The following is a 20,101-nucleotide window of genomic DNA, read 5'->3' as shown; positions in this document are numbered from 1 at the left end:
AGCCTTTGATGACTGCGAAGTTGGAAAAAGTTCTGATCGCTAACCGCGGTGAGATCGCCCTGCGGATTCTGCGTGCCTGCAAAGAGATGGGCATCAAGACCGTCGCCGTTTACTCCAAGGCCGACAAAGAGCTGATGCACCTGGGTCTGGCAGACGAATCCGTCTGCATCGGCCCGGCTTCTGCCGCGCACTCTTACCTGCACATCCCGGCAATCATTGCGGCGGCTGAAGTGACTGGCGCTACCGCCATTCACCCAGGCTACGGTTTCCTCGCGGAAAACGCCGACTTTGCCGAGCAGGTCGAGAACTCCGGCTTCGCCTTCATCGGCCCGAAAGCCGACACCATTCGCCTGATGGGCGACAAGGTATCGGCCAAGCACGCGATGATCGAAGCCGGCGTGCCAACCGTTCCAGGTTCTGACGGCCCGCTGCCGGAAGACGAAGAAACGGCGCTGCGCATCGGTCGTGAAGTCGGCTACCCGGTGATCATCAAAGCCGCTGGCGGCGGTGGTGGTCGCGGCATGCGTGTGGTGCACAAGGAAGAAGACCTGATCGCCTCGGCGAAACTGACCCGCTCCGAAGCTGGCGCGGCGTTCGGCAACCCGATGGTCTATCTGGAAAAATTCCTGACCAACCCGCGCCACGTCGAAGTGCAAGTGCTGTCCGACGGCCAGGGCCACGCCATCCATCTGGGCGACCGCGATTGCTCGCTGCAACGTCGTCACCAGAAGGTTCTCGAAGAAGCACCGGCACCGGGCATCGACGAGAAAGCTCGCCAGGAAGTTCTGGCTCGCTGCGTCAAGGCGTGCATCGACATCGGCTACCGTGGCGCCGGCACTTTCGAGTTCCTGTACGAGAACGGCCGTTTCTACTTCATCGAAATGAACACCCGTGTTCAGGTGGAGCACCCGGTTTCGGAAATGGTCACCGGTATCGACATCGTCAAGGAGATGCTCAGCATCGCCGCTGGCAACAAGCTGTCGTTCACGCAGGATGACGTGGTTATCCGCGGTCACTCGCTGGAATGCCGGATCAACGCCGAAGACCCGAAAACCTTCATGCCGAGCCCGGGTACGGTCAAGCATTTCCACGCCCCAGGCGGCAACGGCGTTCGCGTCGATTCGCACCTGTACAGCGGTTATGCGGTTCCGCCGAACTACGACTCGCTGATCGGCAAGCTGATCACTTACGGCGCTACCCGCGACGAAGCCATGGCCCGCATGCGCAATGCTCTGGACGAAATCGTGGTTGACGGGATCAAGACCAACATCCCGCTGCACCGTGATCTGGTTCGTGATGAAGGCTTCTGCAAAGGCGGAGTCAACATCCACTATCTGGAACACAAGCTGGCCAGCGAACACTGATCAGCCCTGTGTAACACCCGAAAAGGCCGCGTACTGCGGCCTTTTCTCATTCTGCAAGGACGCAAAACATGACATTGAAAACCCGTTGCCAATCGATCGGCAGCGCCTTCGGCGAAGCCATGACCTGCCTGGCCCTGGCGTTACGCTCCAGCCTGCGCCCCGGCATTGTGATGCGCTCTAGCCTCCTGTGCCTGCTGGCCTTCGGCCTGTGGAGCTGGCTCTTCTACAACCACTTTGAATTGATCAGCATCGCTTCAGGCTACCTCTCCTTGTTCATCGTCGGTGGCGGCGCGGTGCTGGGTTTTATCCCCACCGGTGGCGGCCTGGGACTTGGCGGTGTAGGGGCCGGGGGCGGTTTTACCGGGGTCGCCAGCGGCGCCGGCGTCCTTGGCATGCTGTTGATCTATGCCGCCCTGCTGACACTGGCCGTGATTGTCTTGTTGTATCTCAGCCTGATTGTGCTGAGCATCCGCCTGGCCTTGCGCTGGGTGTTGATGGGCAGCCTGCGCCAACGTGCCCTGCAGCAATACCCACACCTGACTCAGCAGACTCGCGGCTCTGCGAAGCTGCTCAGCGGCGCACGCTACTACGTCGCCCCGTGGCTGGGCCTGGGGATCGGCCCTATTGTGTGTCTGTTGGTTCCCGTCATCAACGGTGCATTGCTGATCGTACTGCTGGCCTATCTGAACGTACGCTTCCTCACCGCCCCCGCACTCTCCGGCATCGCCAGTGGCAGCGAACAACTGCAAGCCGTCCGACAACAACGAGGCGCCATGATTTTCTTCGGCCTGCTAATCTTCCTCATCGCACTGGTGCCCGTCCTCAATCTGCTGGTCCCGGCGCTACTCGGTGCAGGTTCTTGCCATCTGGCCTACCGAGGGATGGAGCGCGCGCAAAGCCCGGCTGGCGTGGTCTGCGCACCTCAAGTAAGCTTGCCGCCCCTGTAAAGGTCCATTTTTCAGCGTCTTCGAGGTTCCACAATGCCCTGGTTACAAGTCCGTCTCGCCATCACTCCGCAACAGGCCGAGACCTACGAAGACGCGCTGCTTGAAGTCGGCGCCGTATCCGTGACCTTCATGGACGCCGAAGACCAGCCGATCTTCGAGCCGGAACTCAATACCACCCCGCTGTGGAAGCACACGCACCTGCTGGCGCTGTTCGAGGGCGGTACCGAGCCTGCGCCGGTCCTGGCCCATCTGGAACTGCTGACCGGCAGCCCGCTGCCCGAGCATCACAGCGAAGTCATCGAAGACCAGGACTGGGAACGCAGTTGGATGGACGGCTTTCAGCCGATGCGTTTCGGCCAGCGTCTCTGGATCGTGCCGAGCTGGCACGCCGCGCCTGAGCCCGACGCGGTCAACCTGCTGCTGGATCCGGGTCTGGCGTTCGGCACCGGCACTCATCCGACCACAGCGCTGTGCCTGGAATGGCTCGACGGTCAGGACCTGAAAGGCTGCAACGTGCTCGACTTCGGTTGCGGCTCGGGGATTCTGGCGATTGCCGCCCTGCTGCTCGGCGCCAAGGAAGCCGTTGGCACCGACATCGACGTGCAGGCGCTGGAAGCCTCGCGTGACAACGCCGGGCGCAACAACATCGCCGACGAGCTGTTCCCGCTGTACCTGCCGGAAGATCTGCCGCAGGTTCAGGCCGATGTGCTGGTCGCCAACATTCTGGCCGGCCCGCTGGTTTCACTGGCGCCGCAATTGACCAGCCTGGTCAAGTCCGGTGGACGCCTGGCCCTGTCGGGCATCCTCGCCGAACAAGGTGAAGAAGTCGCGGCCGCGTACGCCCAGGACTTCGATCTCGACCCGATCGCCAATCGCGATGGCTGGGTGCGCATCACCGGCCGTCGGCGCTAGAATGGCCGACTGCATAATCCGGATCGCCGCATGACCGACAGTTTCGTCACCCAGTGCCCGCATTGCCAAACCAGTTTCCGCGTCAGCCATGCTCAATTGAGCGTGGCCCGCGGGGTGGTTCGTTGCGGCTCCTGCCTGCAAGTGTTCAACGCCGCCAAACAGCTGCTTGAGCAACACGCCGGCAAGGACGCGGTGACGCCGGTCGCCCCCTCAATTGTCGAGCCGACGCCGGTTGCACCGCCGCCGGTGGTGGAATCGCCCACTGTCGTAGAGCCACCCGCGCCGCGCGCCATCAGTCAAAAGCAGTGGAGCGCCTCGGAGCTGGATCTCGACAGCCTCGATCTGGACGAAGAACTCGCCCGGCTCGAACAACGGGAAATTCAGCCGACCACCGAATTCGGTCGCCCACGTGAAGACGCCTTGAGCGCCCGCCGTGACAGCGCCGAAGCCGATGAAACCGAGTGGCGCGACAGTCTGTTCAGCGCACGCGACGATGAGCATCTGCCCGAGGCCGAGCCAGAAGCCGAACCCGAGATCGTTGAACCCGAGCCGGCAAAAAGTACGCGCACCGAACCTTCGCTGTCGCTGGAACCGGTGGATCTGGATGACGAGCCAGCCATTCCGCAACTGCGCCTGCACGATCCGATCGATCCGAATGCCCGTCGCGAACACCTGTCGGCCAGCGACGAAGTCGACGACGACCTGCCTTCGATCGAACCGCCACGCAAAAAACGCGAGCGCGCAGAACCCGGCGTGCGCGCCGAAGTCCTGCAAGACCTGACCGACGATCCGCTGCAACTGGACTGGCAAAAACGCCGTTCGCCGTGGGGCCGCCGCCTGCTCTGGCTGTTATTGGTGCTGATTGCAGCGTTCGGCCTGGCGGCTCAGTACATTGCCTACCATTTCGATGAACTGGCGCGACAGGATCAGTACCGCCCATGGTTCCAGCAAGCCTGCCCGCAGATCGGTTGCACGGTGCCGTCCAAGGTCGACATCGCCAGAATCAAGAGCAGCAATCTGGTGGTGCGCAGTCATCCGGAGTTCAGCGGCGCGCTGGTGGTCGATGCGATCATCTATAACCGCGCAACGTTCTCGCAACCGTTTCCACTGCTGGAACTACGCTTCGCCGACCTCAACGGCCACTTGATCGCCAGTCGTCGCTTCAAACCCGGCGAATACCTCAGTGGCGATCTCGAAGGTCTGGCGGAGATGCCGCCGCAGACACCGATTCACATCGCGCTGGATATTCTTGATCCAGGCCAGAAAGCGGTGAATTACAGCCTCAGTTTTCACTCGCCCGAGTGAATCGCTTCACGCTTTTCAATTGACGGCAATTTTCTGACTTCGCGTGGCGCAACCAAACCGCTGGCGATAACAGAATAACTGTTCAGATTTTGTTCAATTCAGCCTTTATCCAGTCATCGAGAGCGGGTATCATGCCAACCCTTTTTCGAACTCTCATGATCCGGCCCCACTTCAGGGAAGTCCTATGTCGGCGGTACGCATCGGCCCATATACATTGCAGAACGGCTTGATTCTCGCCCCGATGGCGGGCGTCACCGATCAGCCCTTTCGTCAGCTGTGCAAGCGTCTGGGCGCAGGGCTTGTAGTCTCGGAAATGGTCACCAGTGACATGAGCCTGTGGAATACCCGCAAGTCGCGCATGCGCATGATCCACGAAGGCGATCCCGAGCCACGCTCGGTACAGATTGCCGGTGGCGACGCGCAGATGCTGGCGGATGCGGCCCGGGCCAACGTCGAACTGGGCGCACAGATTATTGATATCAACATGGGTTGCCCGGCCAAAAAGGTCTGCAACAAGGCTGCCGGCTCCGCGTTGTTGAAGGATGAAGCACTGGTGACCGAGATCCTGCAGGCCGTGGTGGCTGCGGTTGATGTGCCGGTCACCCTGAAGATCCGCACGGGCTGGGATCGCGACAACAAGAACGGCCTGACCGTGGCGAAGATCGCCGAACAGGCCGGGATCACCGCGCTGGCAGTGCATGGCCGCACGCGCGCCGATCTGTATACCGGTGAAGCCGAGTACGACACGATTGCCGCGATCAAGCAGGCCGTGTCGATGCCGGTGTTTGCCAATGGCGATATCGATTCGCCGGAGAAGGCCCGCTACGTGCTCGACGCGACCGGTGCCGATGGCCTGTTGATAGGCCGAGCCGCCCAAGGGCGGCCATGGATTTTTCGCGAGATCGATCACTTCCTGCGTACCGGCGAGAAATTGCCGGCACCGGAGCTGATCGAGGTGGAACGCATTCTGCTAGAGCATCTGGCCGCACTTCACGCTTTTTATGGGGACGTGATGGGCGTGCGCATTGCTCGAAAGCATGTGGGCTGGTATCTCGCAACCTTGCCGGGCGCCAGGGAGTTTCGCGCCCGTTTCAATCGTTTGGATGGTACGGAAACACAATGCGCCAATGTTCGGGAGTTCTTCGCCGAGCATTACAAGAGCCTGACAGGGGACGATGAAGGGGTGGCCGCATGACGATGATGACCGAGACTTTAGTGAGTGGAACAACACCCGTGAGCGACAACGTGAATTTGAAACAGCACCTCAACACCCCGAGCGAAGAAGGCCAGACCCTTCGCGGGAGTGTCGAGAAGGCGCTGCACAATTATTTCGCCCACCTTGAGGGCGCGTCCGTCACGGACGTGTACAACCTGGTGCTCTCCGAAGTCGAGGCTCCCCTGCTCGAAAGCGTGATGAACTACGTCAAGGGCAACCAGACCAAGGCCAGTGAACTGCTGGGACTCAACCGCGGCACGCTGCGCAAGAAACTCAAGCAGTACGATCTGCTGTAAGCATTCAATCAAACCAGAAAGGCGCCCGCGTAAAACCGGTCGCCTTTTTTGCTGACTTCCTTTGCTTTTGATGGAAATTGAGATGACCGACCAGACTACCCGCCTGCCGATCCGCCGCGCCTTGATCAGCGTTTCCGACAAGACCGGGATCCTCGAATTCGCCAAGGAGCTTGAAGCTCTGGGCGTCGAGATCCTCTCCACCGGCGGAACGTTCAAGCTGCTGCGCGACAACGGCGTTGCCGCAGTGGAAGTCGCGGACTACACCGGCTTCGCGGAAATGATGGACGGCCGGGTGAAAACCCTGCACCCGAAAATCCACGGCGGGATCCTCGGTCGTCGCGGTATCGACGACGCAATCATGAACGAACACGGCATCAAGCCGATCGATCTGGTGGCGGTCAACCTGTACCCGTTCGAAGCCACCATCAACAAGCCAGGCTGCGACCTGCCGACCGCCATCGAGAATATCGACATCGGCGGCCCGACCATGGTCCGTTCGGCGGCGAAAAACCATAAAGACGTGGCCATCGTGGTGAATGCCAGCGATTACGCCAACGTTCTGGAAAACCTCAAGGCCGGTGGCCTGACCTACGCTCAGCGTTTCGACCTGATGCTCAAGGCGTTCGAACACACTGCCGCCTACGACGGCATGATCGCCAACTACATGGGCACCGTGAACCAGACTGCCGAGACACTCAGCACCGAAGGCCGCAGCGAATTCCCGCGCACCTTCAACAGCCAGTTCATCAAGGCGCAGGAAATGCGTTACGGCGAGAACCCGCACCAGAGCGCGGCGTTCTATGTTGAGGCCAAGCCTGCCGAAGTCGGTATCGCCACCGCGACCCAGCTGCAAGGCAAAGAACTGTCGTACAACAACGTGGCCGACACCGACGCCGCGCTGGAATGCGTGAAGAGCTTCGTCAAACCGGCCTGCGTGATCGTCAAGCACGCCAACCCGTGCGGCGTGGCCGTGAGCCCGGACGCTGAAGGCGGCATTCGTCAGGCCTACGAACTGGCTTACGCCACCGACACCGAGTCGGCATTCGGCGGCATCATCGCCTTCAACCGTGAACTGGATGCCGAGACCGCCAAGGCGATCGTCGAGCGTCAGTTCGTTGAAGTGATCATCGCCCCGAGCGTCAGCGAAGAAGCTCGCGCCATTGTCGCGGCCAAAGCCAACGTACGCCTGCTGGCCTGCGGCGAGTGGTCGGCTGACCGCGCAGCGGCCTGGGACTACAAGCGTGTCAACGGTGGCCTGCTGGTGCAGAGCCGTGACATCGGCATGATCGGCAGCGAAGACCTGAAAGTCGTGACCAAGCGTGCACCGACCGAACAGGAAATCAACGACCTGATCTTCGCCTGGAAAGTCGCCAAGTACGTTAAATCCAACGCCATCGTCTACGCCAAAAACCGTCAGACCATCGGTGTCGGCGCCGGCCAGATGAGCCGCGTAAACTCGGCGCGTATCGCCGCGATCAAGGCTGAGCACGCCGGCCTGCAAGTTGCCGGTTCGGTGATGGCGTCGGATGCGTTCTTCCCGTTCCGCGACGGCCTCGACAACGCAGCCAAGGTGGGTATCACTGCGGTGATCCAGCCGGGCGGCTCGATGCGTGATGCTGAAGTGATTGCTGCTGCTGATGAGGCCGGCATTGCCATGGTATTCACCGGCATGCGCCACTTCCGTCACTAACCAGTCGACGGCCGCACTGAAGCCGGCAGCTGCTGCGTTGGAGCCGACCTCGATGATGCTCATTGCCAAAAGGCAACTCCGCTCATCAAGGTCGACTCCGCCTTGCATCTACCGCCTTCATTGCGACCTCCTACAGCGTGAAGCGCTTTAGGCTCTAAAAACAGAATTAGCGTCATCCGAGGTTTTTGAAATGAATGTTTTGATCATTGGCAGCGGTGGCCGTGAACACGCCCTGGCCTGGAAAGTGGCTCAGGATCCGCGCGTGCAAAAGGTTTTTGTCGCGCCGGGCAACGCCGGTACTGCGATTGAAGCCAAGTGCGAGAACGTCGCCATCGACGTGCTGGCCCTCGAGCAGCTCGCAGACTTCGCCGAGAAAAACGTTTCCCTGACCATCGTCGGCCCGGAAGTGCCGCTGGTCGCTGGCGTCGTTGATCTGTTTCGCTCCCGTGGCCTGGACTGCTTCGGCCCGACCGCCGGTGCTGCGCAGCTGGAAGGCTCGAAAGCCTTCACCAAAGACTTCCTCGCACGCCACAAGATCCCGACCGCCGACTACCAGAACTTCACCGAGATCGAGCCGGCCCTGGCTTATCTGCGTGAAAAAGGCGCGCCGATCGTGATCAAGGCCGACGGCCTGGCTGCCGGTAAAGGCGTGATCGTCGCCATGACCCTGACTGAAGCCGAAGACGCGGTACGCGACATGCTCGCCGGCAACGCTTTCGGTGACGCCGGTTCGCGTGTGGTGATCGAAGAGTTCCTCGACGGTGAAGAAGCTTCATTCATCGTCATGGTCGACGGCAAAAACGTTCTGCCGATGGCCACCAGCCAGGACCACAAACGTGTTGGCGACGGCGACAGCGGCCCGAACACTGGCGGCATGGGCGCTTACTCCCCTGCCCCGGTGGTCACCGCCGACGTGCACAAACGCGTGATGGATCTGGTGATCTGGCCGACCGTGCGCGGCATGGCTGAAGAAGGCAACGTCTACACCGGCTTCCTCTACGCAGGTCTGATGATCGACAAGGCCGGTAACCCGAAAGTCATCGAGTTCAACTGCCGTTTCGGTGACCCGGAAACCCAACCGGTGATGCTGCGCCTGCAATCGAGCCTGGTGCTGCTGGTTGAAGCTGCACTGGCGCAGGCGTTGGACAAGGTTGAAGCGCAGTGGGATCCGCGTCCAAGCGTCGGCATCGTGCTGGCCGCTGGCGGTTACCCGGGCGACTACGCCAAAGGCGCGGCGATCAACGGTCTGGACGCAGCGGCGAAGCTGGAAGGCAAAGTCTTCCACGCCGGTACTGCGCTGAAGGACGGTCAGGTTGTCACCGCCGGTGGCCGCGTGCTTTGCGCCACTGCCATGGGCGCCAGCGTCAGCGACGCGCAACAGCAGGCGTACAAGCTGGCAGCGGCCATCGACTGGGAAGGCTGCTTCTATCGCAAGGACATTGGCTACCGCGCCATTGCCCGTGAACGTGGCGAAACCCAGGAATAAGCTGCACACCAAGTCCGGCGAAGGATGCCCTTCCTCGCCGGGCTGTTCCGCCGTCGCGCATCGTTATATTCTGGCATCAACCTACGAAGGGATTTCGCCGTGCGCTGGCTCAGGATTGCCATAAGCTTCACCGTCACGCTGCTGACCTTGCTCTGCATGCTTCCGGCCCAGGCCGCGCAAGGCAGTGGCTGGTCGGTATTGCTTGATGATCAGGGCAATCTGCAATTAAGCGACATCCGTTCCGCTCGCTACACCAATCAATTCAGCCCCATCGACCTTGACCGCCTCACCGCGGCCGAGCCCGATGGCGCCTTGTGGCTGCGCTTCCGGCTGGCGCCGGGCAAGCACGAACAAGTGCTGCGCGTCTTCGCCCCCGACCTGTCACACCTCAATCTGTACGTACTCGACGGCGACCAGCTGATCGAGCAACGCAACACCGGCACCGACCAGCCCCAGGCCGAACGGCCGTTGCCGAGCAGCGACTTCATGCTGCCGCTGCCGCAAAGCGACAAACCCCTCGACGTTTATCTGCGGATGGTTTCCGACCATCAGTTGCGCCCGCACATCACCCTGCAATCGGCGGTGATGAGCGCGGCCAATCATAATCAGACGCTGATCTTCGGTTTGCTGTTCGGCTGTCTCGGCATGCTGCTGCTGCATAATCTGGTGCGTTACGCCTATTCCCGTTCGCGCAGCAGCCTGTGGCTGGCGGTGTGCGAAGGCCTGCTGGGCCTCAGTCTGTTGTTGTTGCTCAACCTCGCCGGCCCGTGGCTGCCGAACTGGCACGCGATCCAGACCCCGGGCGCTTATCTGGCCTTGCTGCTGACCGCCCCGGCCGGGTTGATGTTCGCCTTGCGCTTCTTCGCTCCACTCGGCCCGCACCCGCTGAACAAACTGCTGCTGGGCGACATCCTGTTCATCGTGACCTGTAGCTTGCTGCTGTTGTTCGTCAACACCCTGCCGCTGAACATCATCACTTACGCGCTGGTGGCGCTGGCCGGCCTGAGCATGTTGCTGGTCGCCTCCTATCACTGGCAGAAAGGCTACCGCCCGGCACGCCTGTTCGTGGTCGCGATGGTGGTGTTCAACATCGGTACGCTGATCATTCTTCCGGCGCTGCTGGGGCTGACGCTGGTCGCACCGCAAGGCTTGATCATGACCTTGATGGCATTCATCTGCGTCAGTGGCCTGCTGATGAGCATTGCGCTGGGCGAGCGTCAGCGCAGCATCACCGAAAGCCGTTTCAGCATCAGCCGCGACCTCGCCGCCAGCAATGCCGAGATCAACGCCAAGGCTGAATTCCTCGCCAAGATCAGCCATGAGATCCGCACCCCGATGAACGGTGTGCTGGGCATGACCGAACTGCTGCTCGGTACGCCGCTGTCGGTCAAGCAACGTGACTACGTGCAAACCATCCACAGCGCCGGCAACGAACTGCTGACCCTGATCAACGAGATCCTCGACATCTCCAAGCTCGAATCCGGGCAGATCGAACTCGACGACGTGCAGTTCGACCTCAACGCCTTGATCGACGATTGCCTGAGCATCTACCGCGCCAAGGCCGAACAACAGAATGTCGAGCTGATCAGCTTCATTCAGCCGCAAGTGCCACGGGTGATCAGCGGCGACCCGACGCGTCTGCGCCAGACCCTGCTGAGCCTGTTGGAAAACGCCCTGAAGAAAACCGAAGAAGGCGAGGTGCTGATTGTGGTCGCCCTCGACGAGCGCAGCAGCAAACCGCGCCTGCGCATCGCCGTGCAGGACAGTGGCGCACCGATGGAACAAGAAGAGCGCGACGCGCTGATGCACGCCGAACTGCACAGCAAGCACTTTCTCTCGGCCAATCGACTGGGCGGCAATCTGGGGCTGGTGATCGCGCGGCAACTGATCCGTTTGATGCAAGGTGAATTCGGCATCAAGAGCGGCACCAATCAGGGCAGCACCCTGTGGCTGACCCTGCCGCTGGACCCTGACCGCCTCGAACATCCAACGTCCGATCTCGACAGTCCGCTGCAAGGCGCACGGGTGCTGGTGGTCGACGACAACGACACCTGCCGCAAAGTCCTCGTGCAGCAATGCAGCGCCTGGGGCCTCAACGTCAGCGCCGTGCCATCGGGCAAGGAAGCGCTGGCGTTGCTGCGTACCAAGGCGCACCTGCGCGATTACTTTGATGTGGTCCTGCTCGATCAGAACATGCCCGGTATGACCGGCATGCAACTGGCGGCCAAGATCAAGGAAGACCCGAGCCTGAACCACGACATTCTGCTGATCATGCTCACCGGCATCAGCAACGCGCCGAGCAAGATCATTGCGCGCAATTCGGGAATCAAACGCATCCTTGCCAAACCGGTGGCCGGCTACACCCTCAAGACCACCCTGGCGGACGAACTCAACCAGCGCAACAAAGGTCAGGTAGTGTTTCAGCCACAAGTGGTCACCCCGGCCACAGCGGCGAAAGTGCCCAGCGACTTCCGCATCCTCGTCGCCGAAGACAATACGATTTCCACCAAAGTGATTCGCGGCATGCTCGGCAAACTCAACCTGCAACCGGATACCGCCAGCAACGGCGAAGAAGCGCTGCAAGCGATGAAAGCCCAGCGTTACGATCTGGTGTTGATGGATTGTGAAATGCCGGTATTGGACGGTTTCTCCGCGACCCAGCAATTGCGTGCGTGGGAAGTCAGCAACCAACGGATCCGCACGCCGATCGTCGCGCTGACGGCGCACATCCTCGCCGAGCACAAGGAGCGCGCGCGACAAGCGGGGATGGATGGGCACATGTCCAAACCCGTCGAGCTGTCGCAGTTGCGCGAATTGATCGAGCACTGGGTTGCCCAGCGTGATCAGCAGAACCGGGCCACCCCACTACCGTCCTGAGCCGACAGACTGTTTGGCGCCTGATAGACTCCCTCGACTTCCCTCGCCAGTGAGCTTGCCCAATGCTCCACGTGTTATTCAGCGTTTACCTGAAGATGCTGGTGCTCTACAGCCCGTTCTTCGTGTTGTCCTGCTTCATCAGCCTGACCCGGGGTTATTCGCGCAAGGAGCAACGACGCCTGGCCTGGAAAGTAGCCATCGCCACCCTGGTCTCCAGCGTCCTGCTGTATCTGTTCGGGCGGGTGATTTTCGATGTGTTCGGCATCACAGTGGATGCCTTCCGGATCGGCGCCGGCAGCGTGCTGTTCATTTCGGCGCTGGGCATGGCCCAAGGCAAGTCAGTGGTGCAAACCGACAATGTGCAGCAAGACGTGACCATCGTGCCGCTGACCATTCCGCTGACCGTCGGCCCCGGCACCATCGGTGCGCTGCTGGTGATGGGCGTCAGCCAGCCGCACTGGGACGACAAACTCACGGCGATCATGAGTATTGCCCTGGCCAGTTTCACGGTCGGCGTGGTGCTGTATCTGTCGAACCGCATCGAGCGGATTCTCGGTGATCAGGGCTTGCAGATTGTCAGCCGTCTGATGGGATTGTTTGTCTGCGCCCTGGCGGCGCAGATCATCTTCACCGGGGTCAAAGGCTATCTGGTGCCCTGAGAGCTGACGCCGGGGTAATGACCGCACAGCAAAACGCCGCGAACGCTATCATTCGCGGCGTTTTGCTGTCGGCCTGACTTAACCGGCGCTCGCCGGCTCTGCCATCAGCGCCTGCAACGTCACGTTTTTCGTGCGCACGTTGCCGGCCTGCAAGCGCTGCACCCATGTCGATATGGCATGGGATTGCTGTTTTTTGAACGCGAGGAAGACCTCGCCACGCAACGTCACGTCAGCGGCACAGACATCTCGGAAGATCAGGCTGTGCTCACTGTCCGGGTCAACGATCAGCAGATGATCCCCGATGATCTCGAACAGCAGTTTTTCCGGCGAATCAAAATCCCAGATCAGCTTGCCCGGCACCGCCGGCACTTCACCCAGCGCATGCCGGCAGTCGATGATCAGCGAGTCGAGCCGCAACCAGGCGGCCTTCGACAGCTTGCAGGTGACGTTACCCTGTCCCAGCCGCAGCACCATCGTGTTGACGTCATCGGGAATCAACGGCAGCAGATCATCCAGCCTGTTCTGCCCCGCCACGGTCACCACGTGAGCATCGCGCTCCAGGTAGTCGAACTTCCCGAGGCTGTGCATACCCGGGTAAACCTGCACCGTGCCGTCCCGAGGCTGGTGCAGCAACACCTTGGTTGGCGCCTCGCTCTGTGACGGGTTTTGCGTGCCGAGCAACGCGAAGTCAGTGGGCAGGGTGTTACTGGTGATGTGCAGCAGCCTGGCGCTTTGCACGTCATACCATTGCAGGCTGTCAGGCGCGGATTCGACGGTAACGAAATCTTCGTGATCCACCTCGCTCAACAACCCTTGCAACCGTGCAACCAGAGAGCCGTCCTGCGATATCACCCAGTGCCGATTGACCGCACAGACCACCTCCGGCGCCTGATAGCGCAGCTTCATCGACACGCCCTCGCGTGTTGTGCCATATAACCCGGAGCCATCAACACGCACTTCAGCAAACTGCCACTCGGCCCACTCCTGGCTCGGGGTCGGCAGTGCGTCTGCCTCTAACAGCTGCGAACCCTTGCCGAAAGCACGGTCGAGGTTCTGCGGCTCAATCAGTTCCTGGCTCCAGATCTCGCCACTGGACAGATTGAACAACCAACCGGCCTTGTTATCCGGCGTCAGGCCCAGCAGGCGCACTTCCTGGTCGCGCCCCAGGTCACACAACAGTAGGCGGTCATTCACAAACCAAGCGTTGAGGTTGCCGTTACCGGCGACGTTGCGTAACCCGACAATGGCGAAACTGTCGACTGGATAGCGCTTGGCGACCGACGCCAGCGCCAGCCACCATTGCGACCGATCCTTGAGCCATTGTTCACCGAGGCCGCCCAAGAGCAGATCGCCCTGGACGGTCAGATTGAAGAAGCGTCCAGCATCGTCGATTACCAGATACCCCCCGTCGACGGCCACCACCTGCGTCAACCCTTCGGGCTCGATCCAGCGGTTGGACCATTGCGCCTGGCCCTGCGTAACGGCTCGCTGCTGGCGGCACAGGGTCTGGTCGATCCGGTTGTAAACGAAGAACACATCAGCGTCGTCCGGCATCGGCATCAGTACCAGATCGTTGAGGTTCCTGATCGAATTTTTCCAACCGCGAGCATGACGAGCCAGCGGCTGTGGATGGATCAGCAGTCGATCTGCACTGCGGATCCATACCAGGTCACGCTTGTCCGTAGCGAATGCCCAACTGACCGAAACATAGGCCGCCGGCTGCCAGTCCACAACCGTGAACTCTTCCTTCTCGGGTAACACAGGGGCGGTCAGATACTGGCCCAATAACAATGACCAGTCGGCCAGCGTATCACTGGCAAACGCGATGGACTGCAGCTCACGGTGCAGATCGTAAGTCACCGAACTGAGCAGCAACTGACCGTCATGGATCAGATAACTCAACTCGCGCGGGCCATCGACATCGCTGACGGTTTGCACAAAATGAATCACGCCGTGGGCATCGGTCTGGAACTTGCCAATCGTGCTGTCGCCTTCGGCGAGCAGTAGACGGTATCGATACTTGAGCAGGCCGCTGAGTGCATCCACCTGCCAGATGTCGTAGCTGTCCGTTACGCAGAAGTACGCATAGCCACCGGCGACCAGCGTCAGTTGCGCCTCCTCGGTGTCCCCGGCGTCCTCGGTGCGGATGTACAGAAAGCGCTCTTCGTGGGCGTCATACCAGGCTGTGACGTGACGGGGCTGCTGCGGTGATTCGAACGGGATCAGCCAGTCATGAATCGGTGTGTAGGGCAGCAGCAGACGATGCTCGCCAGCCAACGCTTTGTAGTGCTCGAGCAACGCCTGCTCATCGAGCCCGGCGGGCGCACTCTGTTCGAGGATGTCCAGCTGACGCTTGACCTGATCAACGTAAAACAGTTGCTGACCGGCCGTGCGGATCAGCACGGCATGAGCCCCATGACCGGACAATTTCACGTGAACATCGCCGATGTACAGATCACCCCGTTCGATGCGGATATCCGCTTCACCGGCCCAGCCCGCCTCCAGCACCCAGCGGCAACTTTTCAGACTCGGCGACTGCAACTCGACGTTGGCGCCGCGATTGAGCACCAGTGTGCAGGACGCCCCGGCGCTGGAAATTTTGTAGGAGACTTTGCCTTTCCAGGCACTTGGCAGCGACGGCACCACGAGCGTGCGTTCGACCGCGTCCAACTGCACTTCGAGGGTGGTCTCGCGATAATCGGCAAACAGTCGCTGCACGATGTAATCGGAAGGAAACGAATAAAACGAAAACCGGAACAGCCATGTACCGTCCGCCTGAATTTTTTCCAGACGCCGAGCCGTATCGAATCCACTGTCGTGGCGCCAGTTGGCAAACGGCAACGCCTTGTACTCGTAGCCGTAGCAAGTCTGCGGTGTGCACGGCAGCACGATGGTCTGCCCGGCGGATGGCGTAAAGGCGATCTCTCCCGGCAGGTGCAACTGCTGGCGGATATCAATCGCCCGGGCATAGTCGACGTCGTAGTCCGGTACACCGAAGTGGTCACGTAACGGGTACAGCTTCGGGCTGTCGAGGTGCAATTTACCCTTGCCCAGATCAATGCGTTTGACCAGCAGCGAAGGCTGCACAGTCCAGACCCCAAGAGTGGCATCGAAGCGGTATCCGACTCCGCGATAAGCGTGCTCCAGGTCAGCGAAGAATTTGCCGACGGCCTGCGCATCACGCGCAATGCCGGCAAAGCCCTGAGCGAGTGCCGCGACACCGACAGCAAGGCCGCCGACGATCACGCCGACCCCGCCCAAAACCGCCGCCGCCGTCGAGGCTCCGGTCAATGCCGCACCCACACCCGCCCCTGTCAATGCCAGGCTGGCCGAGTCAAAAGCCAATTGAGTGCCGAACTGAGCCTTTTCGACATCGTCCTCGGCAGTCGCCAACTGATAGATATCAAAGCCGACGTTAGCCAGCCCCAGCACAGCGCCGACACCCTCATTGGCGGCGTGGCCCAGCGCTTCGCTGACCACCGGCGCCACGGTGCGAGCGATAACCTTTTCTTCATTGAGTGCCGTGCGCACCAGACGAATCAGTCCGACTACGTCCACCACGTTGCCATGCACCAACTGTGCATAGTTGACGTAAGCGTGCAGGCGCACGGCTGTGGTCAGCGTGCGGCCCTCGCCTTCGCGGCTGCGCAACGCGTTCATCAACGCTTGAATGGTGAAACCGGCATTAAGGGTATGCACGCTGCCGGCCTCGGTCGGATCGATCACGCCCGCCGTCGGCTGCGGTTTGCGCGCCAGATTGGAAAACTGCTCGGACAACCAGGTCTTGATCCGCAGCAGTCGATGGTCTTCGCTGAGCACTTCAACCACGTGTTCAGGCTTCGACGGATCAATCAGGCTCAGTCGATACTTGCCTTCGGGCGTGACCTCAAGGGTGTCGAACAACGGCACCAGCGTGCTTGCCGAAGGATGCAGCTCTTGCAGAGCCGTCGTCGCCTCAGCCATTTGCTGGCCCCACCAATGGCTGTCCAGCCCCAGCAGGCTTCGCCCCAGATGCGCATTGTCGGCCAACGACCGCCCATGTGCGCTATTCAAACGCTGGCGCAGCTTTTGTGCCGGTTGTCCCGGCAACGGGTCCGCTGTCAGGACTTTGGCCACTTCATACCCGGCCGACAGCGGCAAGGCCGCTATTCGTTCACCGTCCAGTTCGACCAGATCGAAGGTCGGCCGGGTATCGGCACCGTACGCGGCATAGTATTTCGCCATGCCCATCTTCAGCAGAAAATGCTCGAGCGCCGTCTTGAACATGACGGGATCGGTGAACTCGAAGACGCCGAAATTAGGGTCATAAAAGTGATAGGTGCTGACCTTGTCCACCACCGTTTTTGCCACCAGCATCGAATGATTGTCAGAGTTGAGCATCAGCGTACGGTTGGTCGAGTGGTTTTCCAGCGCAGTGGTGATCTGCGCCAGATCACCCCGACTCAAGGACGTGCCGACCTCGCCCAGTGGTGTTCCTCGCATTTCTTCCAACGCTTCTACAAAGGCAATCGAATCACTCTGCTGCGGCTCGAGAATGGCCAGATAACAACGTTCGCGCAGACGATGGGACGCCGTCTCGCCTTGGGTCAGGGCGGCGCTCATCATCAACGCCAAGGGGTAGCAGCGCGCGCCGATGGTCTCGCCGAGACCGTTGCGCATCAAATCCTGCGGTACCGGCTGGACGCTGCTGGCATTCATCTGAGCAAAGACCTGATCCACCCGCTCACCGATCTGCAAGCGATGCTCGAGGGTGGCGACCTGCTGGATCTGCGCCACATAACGGCCCCACTGTTGCAGGGTATGTGCCTTCGTCAGCGCGCCCTTCTTCAGCTCCAGCGCACTGGTCGATGGCGTTGAAGCGTCGATGACGTCAGCGGCCAGACCGTGAAGAAAGGCAGAGTCCTTGCGTTGATAAAGATGTCGCTCGATAGCCGCGTAACGACTCGATGCGCCGAGGTCGCGAACACCGTTGGCGAGGTTATCCAGAGCACCGCTGAATGTCGCGAAGTTCTGGTTATGCAGTGAATCCATCCCCAACAACGCGCCCAGTGCCAGACGCTGCAGCGGAGTCGTCTGGACAACGTCCAGTTCTCCATGCCCCAGCCCGGCCAGCACTTCGTCCAGCCCCAGCGTCTGGAATTTTGCATCGTTTGGAAACACGGGAGGCCGTGCACTGGCAGGTTGCTGCTTGATCGACTGACGATCGGCGAAGCTCAGCGGCAGCGGTTGCTCAAAGGTGATTGCACCGTTATGCCCTTCGCGCATCGCGTTGATGAAGGGTTCGCCAAGTCCATCGACCAGGCGCTGCAAGACATCAGTGAGCAACACCGCGCGTCCTTCGATCAACGGCCAGCCGTGTTCAAACTCAAGGGTCGAGCCCTTGAGCAGTTCGCCGAGATCACCGTTGTAGCGGGTCGTATAATCGCCGGCGCTCCAGCTTTCCTTCTCTATTTTCAGCCAGTCCGCGTCGTTTTCCGTGTTGTCTTTCCAGGAGTGATCCAGTTCCTCTTCGGTGGACCGGTTGACCGAGGCATAACGGGCAATGGCCGACTCTGCGTTGATCATGGCGGCCTGCGAATCACTGAAATGCACCATGGCGTAATCGGCCATGCCATCAATGACCGCACCGGGGCCGGTCAGATAGATGGTGCCCTCGCTGCCAGGACGGATGCCATCACTGAAGTAAGTTGCGGCGGAAAATGCCAGAAATCTTGCAGGAATCTCCTGAATATCCGGCAGTGCGCCCAGTGAACCGTAGAATTTCTCCAGAATAGACTCGGCCAGCTTCCACCTGGTTTGACCATCGGTCAATGCGATACCGCGCTGCGTCGCCAGCAGCATCGTGGCATCGATCAGTTGGTAGTTGAACCGGATACGTTGAATAACCGTTTGCAACGTGGCAGAGCCGGCGTGAGCCATCAGGAACGCGTTATTGATCTTCTGGCCTTCGGATACGGCACGCAGCATGAACGGGCGGGCCTGCAAATCGGTCGGTGCCTGAAACACCTGACTCAGTGCAGGAGAACTTTTCGCGAATGTCCGCAGCGCCGGCAAATGCTCTTCCGGAATGCGCATCAAGTGACCTTCGGAGCTTTTACGCCCCGGCATCCAGCCAGGGTTTTCATTCAGCAACAACTGCAAGACGCCGAGGCGCTCACTCGTCCCCATTGCCTGAACATCGACACCGCCCATTTTTTCCACCAGGGGTGGCAGGTTATCCACATCGGCATAACTGCCACTCTCGGTATACAGGGCTTCAAGACGAACGACGTCGGATGCCGCCGCAAGATTGCCGCGCAAGCGCATTTCACGCTCGTAGATATCCTGGAGTTGCAAAGGTACTTCGCGCGTGTCCAGATCACGCAAATTGAAGCCGGCCTTGGCCATTTCCTGCATGCTGCCGCGATTACGTTCACGGAGTGCTTCGAGCGCATCGGCATCCTGGCCATAGGCGCGAACCAGCAAGTCGATTCGCGCATCATCGGCGGTGCCGCCGTTTGCCACGGCGGCATTGATGTGGGCGTACATTTGTTGCTTCAGAACAATCGCCCGTGCCTCGTAATGGTCAGCCAGTTCTGTTGGCGTAAGATCCTGGCCTGCGAATTGACCCAAGGCATCGGCCTTGGCGGCTTCGACAATCAGCTTGTTGGTTTGATGCGCCAGCAGCGCATCACTGTCGTACCAGAGATTGAACGTGTAACCGTGATCCGCCAGCACCTGTTTCCAGATATTGAGGTAATCGCACTGAATGGCGCCCAAGCCACCACCCAACCAGGCAAAATGCAGGTTTTTGGGTACGGCGCTCGTCGGGGTTTTCAGCAACGCAATGCCCGATTGAACACGTGATTCGAACCCTTGCACTTTGTCGTAGATTTGCCCTGCCGCCGAAGACGCCGGGAGTTCGCCATCGCGGCGGACCCGCCCCTTGCCGAGCATTTGTTCAAGTGTCTGACGGAACAATCCCAATGGTTCAGGTAGTTGCGACGAATCTGTTGCGGCCACGCAAGCGAAGTAATAACGCAACATCGCCTCATAACTTTTGTTGCCTTTATGAGCGGCTAGCGCCGTTTCAAGATCCGCCAGCTTGAAAAGTTTTACGAATTCGACTTCACCATTAACGCCTTGAACATTGCGCATAATTTCCAACTCATCAGATTAACCAAAGAGGACACGCTAACGATTGAAAACAGCGAATTCAAACCGCAAAAGATTCAATTATTTTCCGGCACTTGAAAAACTCGCATCGGCAAAATCCGGTAACTTCGCCTTTTTGGAGCTTTATATTTCACTCCGGCACCCAGGCCACTTGAACCCCAACAAATACTGAGCACCCGCACACACTTCATCAT

General features: G+C 60.1%; 11 protein-coding genes. 10 read left to right on the top strand and 1 reads right to left on the bottom strand.

Translation table 11 applies throughout. The features are described from left to right. Positions 1-8 precede the first annotated feature (8 nt). From accC to ACVVH8_RS03275, 10 genes are all read left to right on the top strand, one after another. Positions 9-1,364, top strand: a complete 1,356-nt coding sequence (gene accC, locus ACVVH8_RS03320; protein ID WP_103306134.1) for an acetyl-CoA carboxylase biotin carboxylase subunit — start codon at positions 9-11, stop codon at positions 1,362-1,364. 68 nt (positions 1,365-1,432) lie between these two features. Next, positions 1,433-2,311, top strand: coding sequence for an EI24 domain-containing protein (locus ACVVH8_RS03315; protein ID WP_475228484.1), 879 nt, complete (start codon positions 1,433-1,435; stop codon positions 2,309-2,311). A gap of 33 nt (positions 2,312-2,344) precedes the next feature. Then, positions 2,345-3,223: a 50S ribosomal protein L11 methyltransferase gene (gene prmA, locus ACVVH8_RS03310; RefSeq protein WP_103306132.1), complete on the top strand. Its 879-nt coding sequence runs from the start codon at positions 2,345-2,347 to the stop codon at positions 3,221-3,223. A 30-nt stretch (positions 3,224-3,253) separates the two neighbouring features. Continuing rightward, positions 3,254-4,528 (top strand): DUF3426 domain-containing protein, encoded by a 1,275-nt coding sequence (locus ACVVH8_RS03305; protein WP_475228483.1) that lies wholly within the window; start codon positions 3,254-3,256, stop codon positions 4,526-4,528. Between the two features lie 184 nt (positions 4,529-4,712). Continuing rightward, positions 4,713-5,723, top strand: a complete 1,011-nt coding sequence (dusB, locus tag ACVVH8_RS03300; protein ID WP_103306130.1) for a tRNA dihydrouridine synthase DusB — start codon at positions 4,713-4,715, stop codon at positions 5,721-5,723. Continuing rightward, on the top strand, positions 5,720-6,040 hold the full coding sequence (gene fis / locus ACVVH8_RS03295; RefSeq protein WP_002555375.1) for a DNA-binding transcriptional regulator Fis: 321 nt from the start codon (positions 5,720-5,722) through the stop codon (positions 6,038-6,040). The genes dusB and fis overlap by 4 nt, the downstream gene beginning before the upstream one ends. Before the next feature lie 82 nt (positions 6,041-6,122). Further along, positions 6,123-7,730: a bifunctional phosphoribosylaminoimidazolecarboxamide formyltransferase/IMP cyclohydrolase gene (purH, locus tag ACVVH8_RS03290; protein ID WP_475228480.1), complete on the top strand. Its 1,608-nt coding sequence runs from the start codon at positions 6,123-6,125 to the stop codon at positions 7,728-7,730. Between the two features lie 190 nt (positions 7,731-7,920). Continuing rightward, positions 7,921-9,216, top strand: coding sequence for a phosphoribosylamine--glycine ligase (gene purD, locus ACVVH8_RS03285; RefSeq protein ID WP_475228478.1), 1,296 nt, complete (start codon positions 7,921-7,923; stop codon positions 9,214-9,216). Between the two features lie 99 nt (positions 9,217-9,315). Then, complete coding sequence (locus ACVVH8_RS03280) at positions 9,316-12,093, top strand: hybrid sensor histidine kinase/response regulator (protein WP_475228476.1); 2,778 nt, start codon at positions 9,316-9,318, stop codon at positions 12,091-12,093. A 62-nt stretch (positions 12,094-12,155) separates the two neighbouring features. Beyond that, on the top strand, positions 12,156-12,752 hold the full coding sequence (locus tag ACVVH8_RS03275; protein ID WP_064593220.1) for a MarC family protein: 597 nt from the start codon (positions 12,156-12,158) through the stop codon (positions 12,750-12,752). 78 nt (positions 12,753-12,830) lie between these two features. Here the strand turns inward: ACVVH8_RS03275 and ACVVH8_RS03270 are convergent, their stop codons facing one another. After that, on the bottom strand, positions 12,831-19,889 hold the full coding sequence (locus tag ACVVH8_RS03270; RefSeq protein ID WP_475228473.1) for a TcdA/TcdB pore-forming domain-containing protein: 7,059 nt from the start codon (positions 19,887-19,889) through the stop codon (positions 12,831-12,833). Positions 19,890-20,101: the final 212 nt, after the last annotated feature.

Source organism: Pseudomonas trutticola BRTCR10 (assembly GCF_056155105.1).
Note: the sequence above shows the minus strand (reverse complement) of the source record. Positions and strands in the feature narration are given on the sequence as shown.

What these genes read in the sequence shown, in the direction of transcription:
- accC (WP_103306134.1), top strand. Translation starts at nt 9, where the DNA reads ATGACTGCGAAGTTGGAAAAAGTTCTGATCGCTAACCGCGGTGAGATC.
- ACVVH8_RS03315 (WP_475228484.1), top strand. Translation starts at nt 1,433, where the DNA reads ATGACATTGAAAACCCGTTGCCAATCGATCGGCAGCGCCTTCGGCGAA.
- prmA (WP_103306132.1), top strand. Translation starts at nt 2,345, where the DNA reads ATGCCCTGGTTACAAGTCCGTCTCGCCATCACTCCGCAACAGGCCGAG.
- ACVVH8_RS03305 (WP_475228483.1), top strand. Translation starts at nt 3,254, where the DNA reads ATGACCGACAGTTTCGTCACCCAGTGCCCGCATTGCCAAACCAGTTTC.
- dusB (WP_103306130.1), top strand. Translation starts at nt 4,713, where the DNA reads ATGTCGGCGGTACGCATCGGCCCATATACATTGCAGAACGGCTTGATT.
- fis (WP_002555375.1), top strand. Translation starts at nt 5,720, where the DNA reads ATGACGATGATGACCGAGACTTTAGTGAGTGGAACAACACCCGTGAGC.
- purH (WP_475228480.1), top strand. Translation starts at nt 6,123, where the DNA reads ATGACCGACCAGACTACCCGCCTGCCGATCCGCCGCGCCTTGATCAGC.
- purD (WP_475228478.1), top strand. Translation starts at nt 7,921, where the DNA reads ATGAATGTTTTGATCATTGGCAGCGGTGGCCGTGAACACGCCCTGGCC.
- ACVVH8_RS03275 (WP_064593220.1), top strand. Translation starts at nt 12,156, where the DNA reads ATGCTCCACGTGTTATTCAGCGTTTACCTGAAGATGCTGGTGCTCTAC.
- ACVVH8_RS03270 (WP_475228473.1), bottom strand. Translation starts at nt 19,889, where the DNA reads ATGCGCAATGTTCAAGGCGTTAATGGTGAAGTCGAATTCGTAAAACTT.